Raw genomic sequence first — 13,947 nt, forward strand, 5'->3', positions numbered from 1 at the left:
TGTCATGTCGGCGACCCTACGCCCCCAACTGAGAGAACTCAGGGGCACGCCCTGGCACCCGCACCGCGGCTTCGAGACCGTCACGTATCTGATCGACGGCACCTTTGTGCACCGTGACTCGCACGGCGGCGGTGGCGTCATCAATGACGGTGACACCCAGTGGATGACGGCCGGTTCGGGGCTGCTGCACATCGAGGCGCCGCCGGAGTCGCTCGTGATGTCCGGTGGCCTCTTCCACGGCCTCCAGCTGTGGGTGAACCTGCCGAAGAGCGACAAGATGATGGCCCCTCGCTACCAGGACATCGGCGGGGGCCAGGTCAAGCTGCTGACCTCGGGCGACGGTGGCGCACTGCTGCGGCTGATCGCCGGTGACATCGACGGCCATCAGGGGCCGGGCATCACGCACACGCCGATCACGATGGTGCATGTGACGGTGAACCCGGGCGCCGAACTGACCCTGCCCTGGCGCAAGGACTTCAACGCCCTCGCCTACGCCCTGGCCGGACGCGGTGCGGCCGGTGCGGAGGGGCGCCCGTTCCGCATGGGGCAGGCGGTGGTGTTCGGTACCGGAGACTCGATCACGATCCGGGCGGACGAGTCCCAGGAGTCGCGGAGCCCGAACTTCGAGGTCGTGCTGCTGGGCGGGCTGCCGATCCGCGAGCCGATGAGGCATTACGGCCCGTTCGTGATGAACACCCACGCCGAACTGGCCCAGGCCTTCGAGGACTTCCAGGCCGGCCGACTCGGGACGATCCCCGCCGACGCGCGCTGACGCCACATCGGCACCGGGGCGGCGTTTCACGTGAAACGCCGCCCCCGCCCGTTCCCGGGGGCCGTACCCGGGGTGCGGCCGTGGTGGACTGTCCGGGTGCGAAACGACTCGGAAGAGAACGGGCGCGGCGCCGAGGGTGAACGACCGCAGCCCCCCAGCCCGTTGCTGCCGGTCCAGGCCCGCCGTGCCGCGGCCTGGTGTCTGGTGGTCTTGCTGATCGCGGCCGTGGTGGCCCTCGGGGTCTGGCTGTGCGTCGAGCTGAGCGCGGCCGTGACACCCGTCCTGCTGGCGCTGCTCGGCAGCGGGCTGCTCGGGCCGCTCTACCGGCGGCTGGTGGCGATGAAGCTCAACCGTTCACTGGCGGCCGGACTGACCTGTGCGGTCCTCGTGGTGGTGGTCGGCGGCGCCGGATACATCGTCGTCAACGCGCTGATCGACACCGGTGACCAGATCATCGCCTCGCTCAGGGAAGCCGCCAAGGACCTCTCCCGGCACTTCGGCTCGGCCGGTACGTCGCTCGACGACCTCGCCTCCCGGTCCAAGGAGCTGGTCACCAAGTTCGGTGGCACCGCGGCCTCCGGGCTGCTGGCCGGGGTCAGCGTCGTCGGCCAGTTCCTCGCCGCCTCGGTCCTGGCCCTGCTGCTGACCTTCTTCTTCCTGCGCGACTCCGGCAAGGCCGTACGCGCCCTGCGGGACTGGGCGCCCGGCAGCTCCGCACCGCAGCTGGAGCGGATGGCCCGCCGTGGGTTCCAGAGCATCGAAGGCTTCATGCGCGGCACCACCTTCATCGCGCTGATCGACGCCATCTGCATCACCGTCGGACTGCTGATCCTTCAGGTGCCGGGCGCCATCGGGCTGGGCGCACTGGTCTTCGTCGGCGCCTACATCCCCTACCTCGGTGCCTTCATCTCCGGCGCGGTGGCGATCCTGGTGGCGCTGGCCGACCGGGGCGTGGTGATCGCGCTCTGGGCGCTCGGTGTCGTCCTGGCCGTGCAGGTGCTGGAGGGTCATGTGCTCCAGCCGATGATCCAGAGCCGTACGGTCCAGATGCATCCGGCGACCGTGCTGCTGGCGATCACCGCGGGCGCCAGCCTCGCCGGCATCCTCGGCATGCTGCTGTCCGTACCGCTGACCGCCGCCGTTACGGGTGTGCTCCACGAGCTGCGGGTGCACTACGCCGCGGGCTCGGACTCCGACGACAGCGGACCCGCCGCCTCCCCAGCCTCCTCGTAGAGCTCGAACCACGTCGACTTGCCGTCGCCGCGCGGATCCACGCCCCATGCCCCGGCCAGCAGCTCCAGCAGCATCAGACCGCGGCCCGAGGACGCCAGTTCACCGGGGCAGCGGCGGTGCGGCAGCTCATCGCTGCTGTCGGCGACATCGACGCGGATACGCCGGGCGCCCCGTTCACCGGTGATCTCGGCGACCAGCAGCGCGTCCCCGTCGGTGTGCAGCAGGACATTGGTGACCATCTCGGAGACCATCAGCACCGCCGAGTCCACCTGGTCCGGGTCCGCCCAGTCGTGCAGCACGTCCCGGACCTGCCGGCGCGCCTCGGCTATCCGCTCCGGCTCGGCCTGCGCGACGGAGAGCACGGTGCGCCGGACGGGCTGCGGGGCCAGCGGTCCGCCGGTGCCGACCCCGCAGCCGGCGCCGTCGCGGCGCAGCAGCAGTACGGCGATGTCGTCCTCGCGGCGGTCCACCAGCGGCCCGGTGGTGTGGTGCGACGGCGGCCCGTGCACGGCCTGGACCAGCGCGTCGGCGAGCCGTTCCAGGCTCTCGCCGTCCTCACCGGCCTCGCAGGACTCGAGGATGTCGCGCAGTCGCGCCCAGCCGGTCTCCAGATCGTGGCCGCCGGTCTCGATCAGCCCGTCGGTGCACACCATCATGGTCTCGCCGGGTTCCAGGACGAGCCGGGTGGTGGGGTAGTCGGTGTCCGGGACGATGCCCAGTGGCAGCCCGCCCGCGGTGGGCCGGACCAGCATCGTGCCGTCGCTCATCCGGATCGCCGGATCGGGGTGGCCGGCCCGCGCGATGTCCAGCAGCCCCGTCGCCGGATCCACCTCGATGTAGAGGCAGGTCGCAAAGCGCTGGTCCTCGCCGTGCCCGCGGAGCTCGGTCTCGTTGATCCCGGCCAGGAAGCGGGAGGCGCGGGAGAGCACGGCATCGGGGTGGTGGCCCTCGGACGCGTAGGCCCGCAGCGCGATCCGCAACTGCCCCATCAGGCCCGCGGCCCGTACGTCGTGCCCCTGGACATCCCCGATGACCAGGGCGATCCGGCCGGACGGCAGCGGGATCATGTCGTACCAGTCGCCGCCGACCTCCAGTCCGCCGCCGGTCGGGACATAGCGGGCCGCGACCGTCATCCCCGGGATGTCCGGCTGCACCGTCGGCATCATGCTGCGCTGCAGCCCCAGCGCCAGCTCCTGCTGCTCCTCCTGCATACCGGCCCTGGCCAGCGCCTGGGCCAGCATCCGGGCGACGGTGGTCAGCACCGAGCGCTCATCGGGTGTGAACGCCACCGGCTGGGCGAACGCCGCCATCCAGGCGCCGATCGTCCGGCCCGCGTTCACCAGCGGCAGGAACGCCCAGGACGTCCGGCGGAAACGGGCGGCCAGCGGCCAGGTGGCGGGGTAGCGGCGGCGGTACTCCTCCGGGGTGGGCAGGTAGAGGGCCCGGCCCGTACGGACGACTTCGGCGGCCGGATAGTCGGTCGCCAGCGCCATGTCGGCGAACGGCCGCTCATCACCGGAATGGTGTCCGTGGTGGCCGATGACCGACAGCCGGTCGCCCTCGATGCCGAAGACCGCGAGCCCGTCGGGCATGAACCCCGGCATGGACAGTCCGGCCGCGACCCGCAGCACCTCGGCGGTGGACCGGGCCTCGGCCAGCGCCCGGCCCGCGTCCAGCAGGAACGCCTCGCGGGAGCGGCGCCAGTCGCCGGTTATCGGGGTGTGCGCGGCAGAGGTCCCGGGCTGTGGTTCGGGCACCTCCTGGAGGGTGCCGACCAGCTCGAAGTCACCGTCGACGATCCGTGGGCGGGAACGGGAGCGGACGATGCGCTGCACCCGCCCGTGCTCGTCCACGATGCGCAGCCGGGCCTCGGCGAGCGTCTTCTCGGCGACCGCGAGCTGCACGATCCCGTTGATCTCGGCGAAGTCGACGGGATGAAAACGGGAGCGCACCGCGGCCTGGGTCAGTTCCACCGGTTCTGCGGGCAGCCCGAGCAGCCGGGCCGCTTCGGCGTCGAGGGTCACCCGTCCCGATGCGTGGTCCCAGCGCCACAGGCCGGTCGCGATGGCGGCCAGGAGATCCTCGGTGCGCATTGCCTCACTTTAGGTGTGTTTGGCGAGGCCCGACCAGTGAGCCGGACGTGACCATCGTCCCAGTCGGGACGCCCCGACCCGGTCCCCACGGCGCTGATGCGTATATGTCAACGAAGGCCTGCGGGCCGGGACGGTAACCTGGAGCGGTTATGTCAATCCTGGGGTGGCCTTTCGGGTGATCCACGGGGAGAGCGACCGGGCGTGTGAGCCCGTACTCCTTTTCCTCTCCCTCTCCCGACAACTCCTCACCTCGACACTCGCGACGACTTGGATGAGCGATGCATCGGTACCGGTCCCATAACTGCGGCGAGCTCCGAGCCACGGACGTCGACACCGACGTCCGCCTCAGCGGCTGGCTGCACAATCGACGTGACCTGGGCGGCATCCTCTTCATCGATCTGCGCGACCACTACGGTCTGGTCCAGCTCGTCGCCCGCCCCGGCACCCCGGCCAACGAGGCCCTCGGCTCGCTGACCAAGGAGACCGTCGTCCGCATCGACGGCAAGGTCAGCGCGCGCGGTGCCGACAACGTCAACCCCGACCTGCCGACCGGTGAGATCGAGATCGAGGTCACCGAGGTCGAGGTGCTCGGCGCCGCCGACCAGATCCCCTTCACGATCAACGCGGACGACGGCGTCAACGAGGAGAAGCGCCTCGAGTACCGCTTCCTTGACCTGCGCCGTGAGCGGATGCACCGCAACATCATGCTGCGCACCGCCGTGATCTCCGCCATCCGCCACAAGATGGTGGCCCTCGGCTTCAACGAGATGGCGACCCCGATCCTCTCCGCGACCTCGCCCGAGGGCGCCCGCGACTTCCTGGTCCCCTCCCGTCTGCACGCCGGCAAGTTCTACGCGCTGCCGCAGGCCCCGCAGCAGTTCAAGCAGCTGCTGATGATCGCCGGGTTCGACCGCTACTTCCAGATCGCGCCCTGCTTCCGCGACGAGGACGCCCGTGCGGACCGTTCGCCGGGCGAGTTCTACCAGCTCGATGTCGAGATGAGCTTCGTCGAGCAGGAAGACGTCTTCCAGCCCGTCGAGAAGCTGATGACCGAGCTGTTCACCGAGTTCGGCAACGGCCGCACGGTCACCTCCCCGTTCCCGCGCATCCCGTTCCGCGAGGCGATGCTCAAGTACGGCTCCGACAAGCCGGACCTGCGCGCCGAGCTGGAGCTGGTGGATGTCTCCGACGTCTTCGCGGGCTCCGGCTTCAAGGCCTTCGCCGACAAGCACGTCCGTGCCCTGGCCGTGCCGGACACCGCCGACCAGCCGCGCAAGTTCTTCGACCAGCTGGGCGACTTCGCCGTCCAGCAGGGCGCCAAGGGCCTGGCCTGGGTCCGGGTCGGCGAGGACAACGCACTGACCGGCCCGATCGCCAAGTTCCTCACCGAGGACGACATCAAGTCGCTGGTCGTCGCCCTGGACCTCAAGCCCGGCCATGCCGTCTTCTTCGGCGCCGGTGAGTTCGACGAGGTCTCCAAGATCATGGGCGCGGTCCGCGTCGAGGTCGCCAAGCGTGCCGGCCACTTCGTCGAGGACGAGTTCCGCTTCTGCTGGATCGTCGACTTCCCGATGTTCGAGAAGGACGAGGACACCGGCAAGATCGAGTTCTCGCACAACCCGTTCTCCATGCCGCAGGGCGGTCTGGAGGCGCTGGAGACCAAGGACCCGCTGGACATCCTGGCCTGGCAGTACGACATCGTCTGCAACGGCACCGAGCTGTCCTCCGGCGCGATCCGTAACCACGAGCCCGAGGTCATGTACAAGGCCTTCGCGATCGCCGGCTACGACAAGGACACGGTCGAGGCCGAGTTCGGCGGCATGCTGCGCGCCTTCAAGTTCGGCGCCCCGCCGCACGGTGGCATCGCCCCCGGCGTCGACCGCATCGTCATGCTGCTGGCCGACGAGCCCAACATCCGCGAGACCATCGCCTTCCCGCTCAACGGCAACGCCCAGGACCTGCTGATGGGCGCCCCGAGCGAGGTCGAGGAGGCACGCCTCAAGGAGCTGCACCTCTCCCTGCGCAAGCCGCAGGTGAAGTAGGCACCGCTGAGGGACAAAGGGCCTCGGACAGGCTGAGGGGCGGCGTTTCACGTGAAACGCCGCCCCGGCCCGTTCGGGGCCCCTGCGTTGTCGGACGGGTCGCGGCGGTCAGGCGGTCCCCGGCCCGGAACGGGCACGGCGCACCGGCCCGGGTGCCCCGACCGCTCCACTCATGTGGCCGTGCCCCGTCGGCGCCCGCACTGTGGTGCCCATGCAGCAAGCCAGCCTCCTCTCCGCTCCGCCCGGCCCGGGGCCGAGGGCCCGCGTAACGCGTTCCGTTGCGGCCCATGACCTGTGGTGGCTCCTCGCCGTGGCCGCCGCCTTCACCGTCCTCCTGGTCCACTCCGCCCTGACCACCCCCGGTCTGGGCTGGGACGAGACGGTGTACGTCAGCCAGGTCGACCGCCATACGCCGGCCGCGTTCTTCAGCGCCCCGCGCGCCCGCGGCGTCAGCTTCCTCCTCGCCCCGGTCGCCGTGCTGACGACCTCGGCCACCGTGCTGCACTGCTACCTGGCGGTGCTCTCCGGCGCCGGGCTCCTGCTCAGCCTGTGCGTCTGGCGGCGGCTGCTGCCGGCCCCCGTACCGGCCCTGGGCGGCGCGCTGTTCGCCGGTCTGTGGATCACGCTCTTCTACGGCCCGCAGGCGATGCCCAACCTGTGGGTCGCCTACGCCGCGCTCGCCGCCACCGGCTGCTTCCTGCTCGCCGTACGGCAGCCGTCCCGGCAACTGGCCCCCCGTGCCGGCCGGGGCGCGGCGGCCGGACTCGCCCTCGCGGTGGCGGTGGCCGCGCTGATGCGTCCCACCGACGCCGTCTGGCTGACCGTGCCGCTCTTCGCCGCGGCGCTGTGCGTCCCGTCATGGCGGCGCCCCGCCGTGCTGCTGGCGCTGCCGGCCGGGCTGGCCCTGGGGTGCGCCGAGTGGGTCGCGGAGGCGTATCTGTCCTACGGCGGGCTCCTGGCCCGGCTGCGGCAGGCCGCGGGGATCCAGGGCGGCCTCGGCTGGCACCTGTCCTTCGACGACCATGCCCGCTCCCTGCAGGGCAAGACGCTGTGCCGCCCCTGCCAGCTGTCCTGGGAGCATCCGGTGACGGCGGTGTGGTGGTTCCTGCTGCCCCTGGCGGTCATCGGGGCGGTGTGGGTGGCGCTGCGCGCCCGGGAGTCCGGTGGTGCGCTGCACCGGTACGGTCCGGCGTGGGCGTCCGCGGAGCGTGGCGGTGGCCCGCAGCCGCTCGGGCTGGCGCCCGTCCGTCCGGGCAGCCGCGAGCCCGTCGGTGAGCCGCACCGCCACGGTCCGGTGTGGCCCGCGGTACGGCTGCGCGACCCCGTCGGCCCGCTGCACCGCAACGGACCGGCTCCGCTCGTCGTCCCGGCCCTGACCGGTCTCTGTCTCGCCGCCCCTTACCTTCTGACGGTGGATTACGCGGCGCCGCGCTTCCTGCTGCCCGCGTACGCCCTGCTGCTGATGCCCGCCGCATGGTTCCTGTACTGGCTGACCCGGCTGCCGCGCCGCCGGCACGCCTGGGCGGTGGCCGCCCTCGTCCTCATCCTGATGGGCCATGAGGTCATCCAGCTGGCGATCCTGCACAAGATGGAGCAGAGCACGGTACGCGCCCAGAACGGCCTCGGCCGGATCTCCGAGACGCTGCGCCGGGCCGGTCTGCGGCCGCCCTGTGTGGTGAGCGGCGAGGAGGCGGTACGGGTGGCGTACCAGGCGGGCTGTGCGTCCCGGCAGCCCGAGGGCCATGACGCCGGTATCACCCCCGCGGGCCTGGCCCGGCTGGCCACGACCCGGCCCGCCGCCGTCCTGGTCATGGGCCGTAAGCCGCCGGCCTACGCCCGTGGCTGGCGCCCGGTCCCGCTGCCGCCGATGCCGGGCATGGAGTCACTGCACGCCTTTGTGTCCCCGCCGACCCGGCCCTGAGCCCGCCACGGCCGGGCGGGCCCGCATAGACGCGCGCCCGCCCGGCCTCGAAGGCCGGACGGGCGCGCAGGGCTTGCCGTCTCCCCGCCGCGGAGGCGTCCGCGGTCAGGAGGGGATTGCTACTGCTCCGCGCCGCCGAAGCGCTCGCGGTAGGCCTCCAGGTCGTCCTCGGTGATCTTCGCGAAGAGCACCGGCGGCACCGTGAAGGGCGTGCCGGCCGGCACCGAGGCCAGCGCCTTCGCCTCCTCCTGGGAGACCCACACGGCCGTGTCGTTCTCCAGCGCGAAGGCGCCCCGCATCGCCTTGGCCGACGACGGGATGAACGGCTCGGAGATGATCGCGTACAGATGGATCAGGTTCATCGCCGTACGCAGCGTCAGGGCCGCGGCGTCCTTGTCGGTCTTGATCTCCAGCCACGGGGCCTTCTCCTCCAGGTAGGAGTTGCCCGCGCTCCACAGGGCGCGCAGCGACGCCGCGGCCTTGCGGAACTGCAGGGCCTCCATGTGGCCCTCGTACTCCGCCAGCAGCCCGGCGATCTCCTCGCCCAGCTTCTGCTCCGCGGCCCCGGCCTCGGCGCCCGCGGGCACCTCGTCACCGAACCGCTTCCGGGAGAACGACAGCACCCGGTTGACGAAGTTGCCGAGCGTGTCCGCCAGGTCCTTGTTGACCGAGGCCGAGAACAGCTCCCAGGTGAAGGAGGTGTCGTCCGACTCCGGGGCGTTGGCGATCAGGAAGTAGCGCCAGTAGTCGGCCGGCAGCAGCTCCAGCGCCGCGTCCGTGAAGATGCCGCGCCGCTGGGAGGTGGAGAACTTCCCGCCGTAGTAGTTGAGCCAGTTGAAGGCCTTGAGGAAGTCGACCTTCTTCCACGGCTCGCGGGTCCCCAGCTGCGTCGCCGGGAACATCACGGAGTGGAACGGCACATTGTCCTTGGCCATGAACTCCGTGTACCGGACGTCATCGGCCTCGTACCACCACGACTTCCAGTCGCGGTTCTCCGGGTCGACGTCCGCCCACTCCTTCGTCGAGCCGATGTACTCGATCGGCGCGTCGAACCATACGTAGAAGACCTTGCCCTCGGCCGCCAGCTCCGGCCACACATCGGCCGGCACCGGAACACCCCAGTCCAGGTCACGGGTGATCGCCCGGTCCTGGAGGCCTTCCGTCAGCCACTTGTGCGCGATGGACGAGGCCAGCGTCGGCCACTCCCGGCTGCCGTTGCCGTCCAGCCAGCCCTCGACCTCGTGCTGCAGCTTCGACTGGAGCAGGAAGAGGTGCTTGGTCTCCCGCACCTCCAGCTCGCCGCTGCCGCTGATCGCCGAGCGGGCGTCGATCAGATCGGTCGGGTCGAGCACCCGGGTGCAGTTCTCGCACTGGTCGCCGCGCGCCTTGTCGTAGCCGCAGTGCGGACAGGTGCCGACGATGTAGCGGTCCGGCAGGAAGCGGTCGTCGGCGATCGAGAAGACCTGGCGGATCGCCCGCTCCTCGATGAAGCCGTTCTCGTGCAGCTTGCGCGCGAAGTGCTGCGTCAGCTCCACGTTCTCCCGCGACGAGCTCCGCCCGAAGTAGTCGAATTCGAGGCCGAAGCCCTCGTAGATCGCCTTCTGCTTGTCGTGCTGCTCGGCACAGAACGCGTCGACCGACTGCCCCGCGTCCTTCGCCGCCAGCTCGGCAGGGGTCCCGTGCTCGTCCGTCGCGCAGATGTAGAGCACATCGTGCCCGCGCTGCCGCATATACCGGGCATAGACATCGGCCGGGAGCATGGACCCCACCATGTTGCCCAGGTGCTTGATCCCGTTGATATACGGAAGGGCGCTGGTGATGAGGTGTCGAGCCATTGCCGGCTGCTCCCAAGTCGCTACGGTGAGTGAGGATTTGCTTTACGGAACGTCAATATCGTACTGGACGGGCCAGGGGCGCCCGCGCGGGTTTTCCGGCGGCGGACGAGGCCCTGCTCACCCCGCCCGCCGCCCGCTCTCACACGGCCGCGTCCGCCGACTCCGCGCTGTCCCCCGCCGGGGTCCGGCCGTGCTTCGGCGCCCGGCCGTTGACCATGAGTCCGGCGACGAGCGCGGCGAGCAGCATGATCACCGACGCCACCCCGATGGCGACGTTGAAGCCGTGCACCACCCCGTTTTTCACGATCTGGTCCCGCACCGCCGGGGTGAGCCCCAGTCCGCCGCCCTTGCGGGCCGCGTCCGCCAGGTGGTCCGCGATGAACACCGCACTCGTCGAGGTGGCGATCGTGTTCAGCAGCGCCGTACCGATCGAACCACCCACCTGCTGCGCCGTGTTGACCGTCGCGGACGTGACTCCCGAGTCGTGCGGCGCCACCCCGGACGTGGCCGTCGCCATCACCGGCATGAAGATCAGGCCCATCCCGAGCCCGACGAGCAGCATGGCCGGAAGCACATGCGACACATACGCGGGCAGGGCGGTCAGATACGTCAGGGTGTAGAGCCCCACGGCGGCGAGCAGTGCGCCCGGGACCATCAGGAACCGTGGCGGGATCCGGTGCAGCAGCCGCGCCGAGATCTGGGTCGAGCCGACCACGATCGCGGCCACCATCGGGAGGAAGGCCATCCCGGTCCTGACCGGTGAATAGCCGAGCACGGTCTGCAGGTAGTAGGTCATGAACAGGAACATCCCGAACATCGCGATGACCGCCAGTCCCATGGTCAGGAAGGCGCCACCGCGATTCCGGTCCCGCACGATGTGCAACGGCAGCAGGGGATGCGGTGCCCGCGTCTGCCACCACGCAAAGACGGCCAGCAGCACCGCACCGCCCACCAGCAGCCCGATGACCACCCCGTCACCCCACCCCCGTGGCTGCGCCTCACTGCACCCGTAAACGATCGCGACCAGACCGCCGCAGCCCAGCACCGCACCCGGAACGTCCAGGTGAACGCGGCCCCGCTCCGTCTTGTCGTGCAGAAACACCGCGGCCCCCACGAAAGCGATCACCGCGATCGGCACATTCACATACAGACACCAGCGCCAGTCCAGGTACTCGGTCAGCAGCCCGCCGGCGATCAGTCCGATGGCCGCGCCACCGCCCGCGATGGCCCCGTAGATCCCGAAGGCCTTGCTCCGCTCCTTCCCGATGGTGAACGTCGTGGTGAGCAGCGACAGCGCGGACGGAGCCAGCAGCGCCCCGAAGGCGCCCTGCAGCGCCCGCGCCCCGAACAGCAGCCCGGACCCGGTGGCCGCACCGCCCAGCCCCGACGCGACCGCGAACCCGACCAGCCCGATCATGAACGTCCGCTTCCGCCCCACCAGGTCGGCGATCCGCCCGCCGAGCAGCAGCAGCCCGCCGAACGCCAGCGTGTACGCGGTGATCACCCACTGCCGGTTGGCGTCCGACATCCCCAGATCCCGCTGGGCCGACGGCAGCGCGATGTTCACGATGGTCGCGTCCAGCACCACCATCAGCTGCGCAATCGCAATCACCACGAGGCCCCACCAGCGCCGCGGATCCGGCTTCGGGGGCGCGGCCCAACGGGGAGTGCTGGGTTTGGGAGGGGGAGCGGGACCTCCCTCTTGGCTCGCGTCACTCATCACGACCCGCCTCGCTCGGCTGGTACGGCCACCCCGGCCACCCCGCCGCCCCACCCCGGAGCAACCGGATCAAACGGAGCGCTTCACCCATTCAGCGTAGGTAGGGGCGCGGGGCCTCGCCTCTTGTGGTGTGCGGCGGCGCCGTGGTCACGGGCGCGCAAGACGGCGGCCGCGGCCGGGCCCGTGGGAGCCCGGCCGCGGCCGGTGAGGTGTCGGGTGTGGTGGAGGTGCGGGTGGTCAGCTGTCCTTGAGGACGCCGGCCGTGCGGGCCTCGGCGAGCCACTCGGGGAACTCGACCATCAGCTGCTGGTAGAGCGCGTCGTGGGAGAGGCTGCGCGGGTCGCGGCCGGCGTGGAAGAAGCCGGCGTTGTCGACGGCGCGCTTCTCCGGGACGGCCAGGTCGTCCAGCTTGCGGAGGAAGTCGAAGCCCTTGGCGTCCGGGTCACCGAAGCCGATGAACTGCCAGAAGATGGGGAGTCCGGCCGCCTCGCAGAGGGCCTTCTCGGCGGCCGGCTTGGAGGTCGGGGCGCCGTCGGTCTGGAAGATGACGAAGGCCGGGGCGGTGGCGCCGGACTTCTTGTAGTGCTCGACGACCGCGTTGATGGCCCAGTGGTAGTTCGTACGGCCCATGTGGCCCAGGCCGGCGTGCAGTTCCTCGATGCGGCCCTCGTAGTTGGTGAGGTCGATCTCGGCCGTGCCGTCGATGTCGGTGGAGAAGAAGACGACCGGGACGGTGGCATCGTCGTCGAGGTGGGCGGAGAGGCCGAGGGCCTGCTCCGCGAGGTTCTGGACGGTGCCGTCCTTGTAGTAGTTGCGCATCGAGCCGGAGCGGTCCAGGACCAGGTAGACGGCGGCACGCTGGGTGGCGAGGCCGTGCTTGTCCAGGGTGCTGCCCGCGGACTTGTAGAGGCTGACCAGGGCGGGGGCGACGGAGGGGAGCGAGGCCGCGGCGGCGGGAGCGGTGACGTCCTCGGGCTCGGCCTCGGGCTGGTCCGCTGCCGGCTGGTCGGCCTTCGGCGCTGCGTCCTTCGGCTCGGCCGTCTTGGGCTCGGCCGTCTTGGGCGCCGCTGCCTTCGGCTCGTCCTTGGGCTGCTCGGCCGCGGGCTTCGCCTCGGCCTCCGGTGCCGGTTCCGGCGTGGCCTCGGGCTCGGTGGCGGGCTGTGCCTCCGCCGCCACGGGTTCCGGCTTCGCCTCGGGCTCGGGCTCCGGCTGCTGTACGGGCTCCGGCTCGGCCGCCGCCTTCTTGTCCGCCTCCGGCTCCGCGGGCTCCGCGACCGGCTCGGGCTCTGCGTCCGCCTTGGGCTCTGCGTCCGCCTTGGGCTCCGCGACGGACTCCGCGACCGCCTCGGCCTCGGGCTCCGCGACGGCCTCCGTCTCGGCCGCCGGCTCCGCCTTCGCCTCGGCCGCCGGCTCGGCGGACCCGGCGGAGGGCCCGGCGGTGGGCTCGGCCGTGGCCGTCGGCGCCGGGTTCGGGTTGTCGAAGGCCTGGCTCACGAGATCGGCGACGGCGTCGTCCTCGGCCGCAGCTGCCTCCTTGGCCGAGCCCGCCTCGGCCTTCTCGGCCTCCTCGACCGCGTCGCCCGCTTCGACGGCCTCGGCCGGGGCCGACGGCGTGGCCGTCGCGGCGGCGTCCGGCGCGGGCTCAGCCGCGGCCCGGTCCGCACGGTCCGCGCGGCTGCCCTGCGCGGGCAGCGTTGCGGTGGTCGGCGCCGGGTCCGCGACGGGGGCCTCCGAGGGGGCCGTCCGGGCGGCCGGAACTTCAGCTTCCGGGGTGGCGGGGGCCGGTGTGGACTCCTCGCGGGCCTCCGGGATGGTCGCGGACTCCGGCTTGTCGGCGCCGCTCGGGGCCGCGCCGGTTTCTTCACGGGTCGCCTTGGAGCGACCGAAAGCGTTGCGCAGCAGACTCCGAATGCCCATCGGCGAACCTCTCTTGCGTGTGCTGGGTGCGGCGTATGTCCGTGAAGCACGGACATGTCCCTGACCAGGACGGATACGTAAGCGTAGCGGCCGGGACCGGCCTCATCGTGGGACCCCGCGCCTTGTGTGATGGGCCATCCGGGGGCTGTGGCGGGCCGAATGGTTTCGGCCGGGGCGCCGGAGTCCCGCCGAGAAGACATCGGTCCTGCGTACGAGGTTGATCAGCAGTGTGAACACCATCGCGGCGCATGGTCCCGTGCGGGATTTTCGATACCGGACTGAATCCTTCCCGCGATCTGCGCCGCAGTCGTATGCGCCGTCTCGACCTTCCCTGGAACCGGGATTGACCCCTCGTACGGTGCCGCGCGGGCCTGCCGTACCCCCGGATTCACCGTCTGTTCATGTTTGCGTCGT

8 protein-coding genes are annotated in these 13,947 nt (G+C 71.1%); 4 read left to right on the forward strand and 4 right to left on the reverse strand.

The window, feature by feature from the left end:
• Positions 1–4 precede the first annotated feature (4 nt).
• The gene (locus SLV14N_RS20775) at positions 5–772 is read left to right on the forward strand and encodes a pirin family protein (protein ID WP_265873985.1); all 768 of its coding nucleotides are present in this window, start codon (positions 5–7) and stop codon (positions 770–772) included.
• A 96-nt stretch (positions 773–868) separates the two neighbouring features.
• A complete protein-coding gene (locus tag SLV14N_RS20780; RefSeq protein ID WP_208682568.1) occupies positions 869–2,005 on the forward strand; it encodes an AI-2E family transporter in 1,137 nt (378 codons plus the stop codon).
• Here the strand turns inward: SLV14N_RS20780 and SLV14N_RS20785 are convergent.
• Entirely contained in the window at positions 1,945–4,098 is a 2,154-nt protein-coding gene (locus tag SLV14N_RS20785) for a SpoIIE family protein phosphatase (RefSeq protein ID WP_263270547.1), read from the reverse strand. The genes SLV14N_RS20780 and SLV14N_RS20785 overlap by 61 nt on opposite strands.
• A gap of 278 nt (positions 4,099–4,376) precedes the next feature.
• On the opposite strand from SLV14N_RS20785, the gene aspS reads away from it, so the two are divergent.
• The gene (aspS, locus tag SLV14N_RS20790) at positions 4,377–6,140 is read left to right on the forward strand and encodes an aspartate--tRNA ligase (RefSeq protein ID WP_263270548.1); all 1,764 of its coding nucleotides are present in this window, start codon (positions 4,377–4,379) and stop codon (positions 6,138–6,140) included.
• Between the two features lie 211 nt (positions 6,141–6,351).
• Positions 6,352–8,061, forward strand: coding sequence for a hypothetical protein (locus tag SLV14N_RS20795; RefSeq protein WP_263270549.1), 1,710 nt, complete (start codon positions 6,352–6,354; stop codon positions 8,059–8,061).
• Positions 8,062–8,180: 119 nt separating this feature from the next.
• Here SLV14N_RS20795 and metG read toward each other — a convergent pair whose 3' ends face one another.
• From metG to SLV14N_RS20810, 3 genes are all read right to left on the reverse strand, one after another.
• Complete coding sequence (metG, locus tag SLV14N_RS20800; RefSeq protein WP_208682577.1) at positions 8,181–9,896, reverse strand: methionine--tRNA ligase; 1,716 nt, start codon at positions 9,894–9,896, stop codon at positions 8,181–8,183.
• Positions 9,897–10,035: 139 nt separating this feature from the next.
• Positions 10,036–11,511 carry an MFS transporter gene (locus SLV14N_RS20805; protein WP_263270551.1) on the reverse strand — a complete coding sequence of 492 codons (1,476 nt, stop codon included), beginning with the start codon at positions 11,509–11,511 and terminating at the stop codon, positions 10,036–10,038.
• 342 nt (positions 11,512–11,853) lie between these two features.
• Entirely contained in the window at positions 11,854–13,533 is a 1,680-nt protein-coding gene (locus SLV14N_RS20810) for a VWA domain-containing protein (RefSeq protein ID WP_263270552.1), read from the reverse strand.
• Positions 13,534–13,947: the final 414 nt, after the last annotated feature.

Origin of the sequence: Streptomyces sp. Je 1-4 4N24 (assembly GCF_026239515.1) — a bacterium.
GTDB lineage: Bacteria > Actinomycetota > Actinomycetes > Streptomycetales > Streptomycetaceae > Streptomyces > Streptomyces nigrescens.

What these genes read in the sequence shown, in the direction of transcription:
- SLV14N_RS20785 (WP_263270547.1), bottom strand. Translation starts at nt 4,098, where the DNA reads ATGCGCACCGAGGATCTCCTGGCCGCCATCGCGACCGGCCTGTGGCGC.
- SLV14N_RS20795 (WP_263270549.1), top strand. Translation starts at nt 6,352, where the DNA reads ATGCAGCAAGCCAGCCTCCTCTCCGCTCCGCCCGGCCCGGGGCCGAGG.
- SLV14N_RS20775 (WP_265873985.1), top strand. Translation starts at nt 5, where the DNA reads ATGTCGGCGACCCTACGCCCCCAACTGAGAGAACTCAGGGGCACGCCC.
- aspS (WP_263270548.1), top strand. Translation starts at nt 4,377, where the DNA reads ATGCATCGGTACCGGTCCCATAACTGCGGCGAGCTCCGAGCCACGGAC.
- metG (WP_208682577.1), bottom strand. Translation starts at nt 9,896, where the DNA reads ATGGCTCGACACCTCATCACCAGCGCCCTTCCGTATATCAACGGGATC.
- SLV14N_RS20810 (WP_263270552.1), bottom strand. Translation starts at nt 13,533, where the DNA reads ATGGGCATTCGGAGTCTGCTGCGCAACGCTTTCGGTCGCTCCAAGGCG.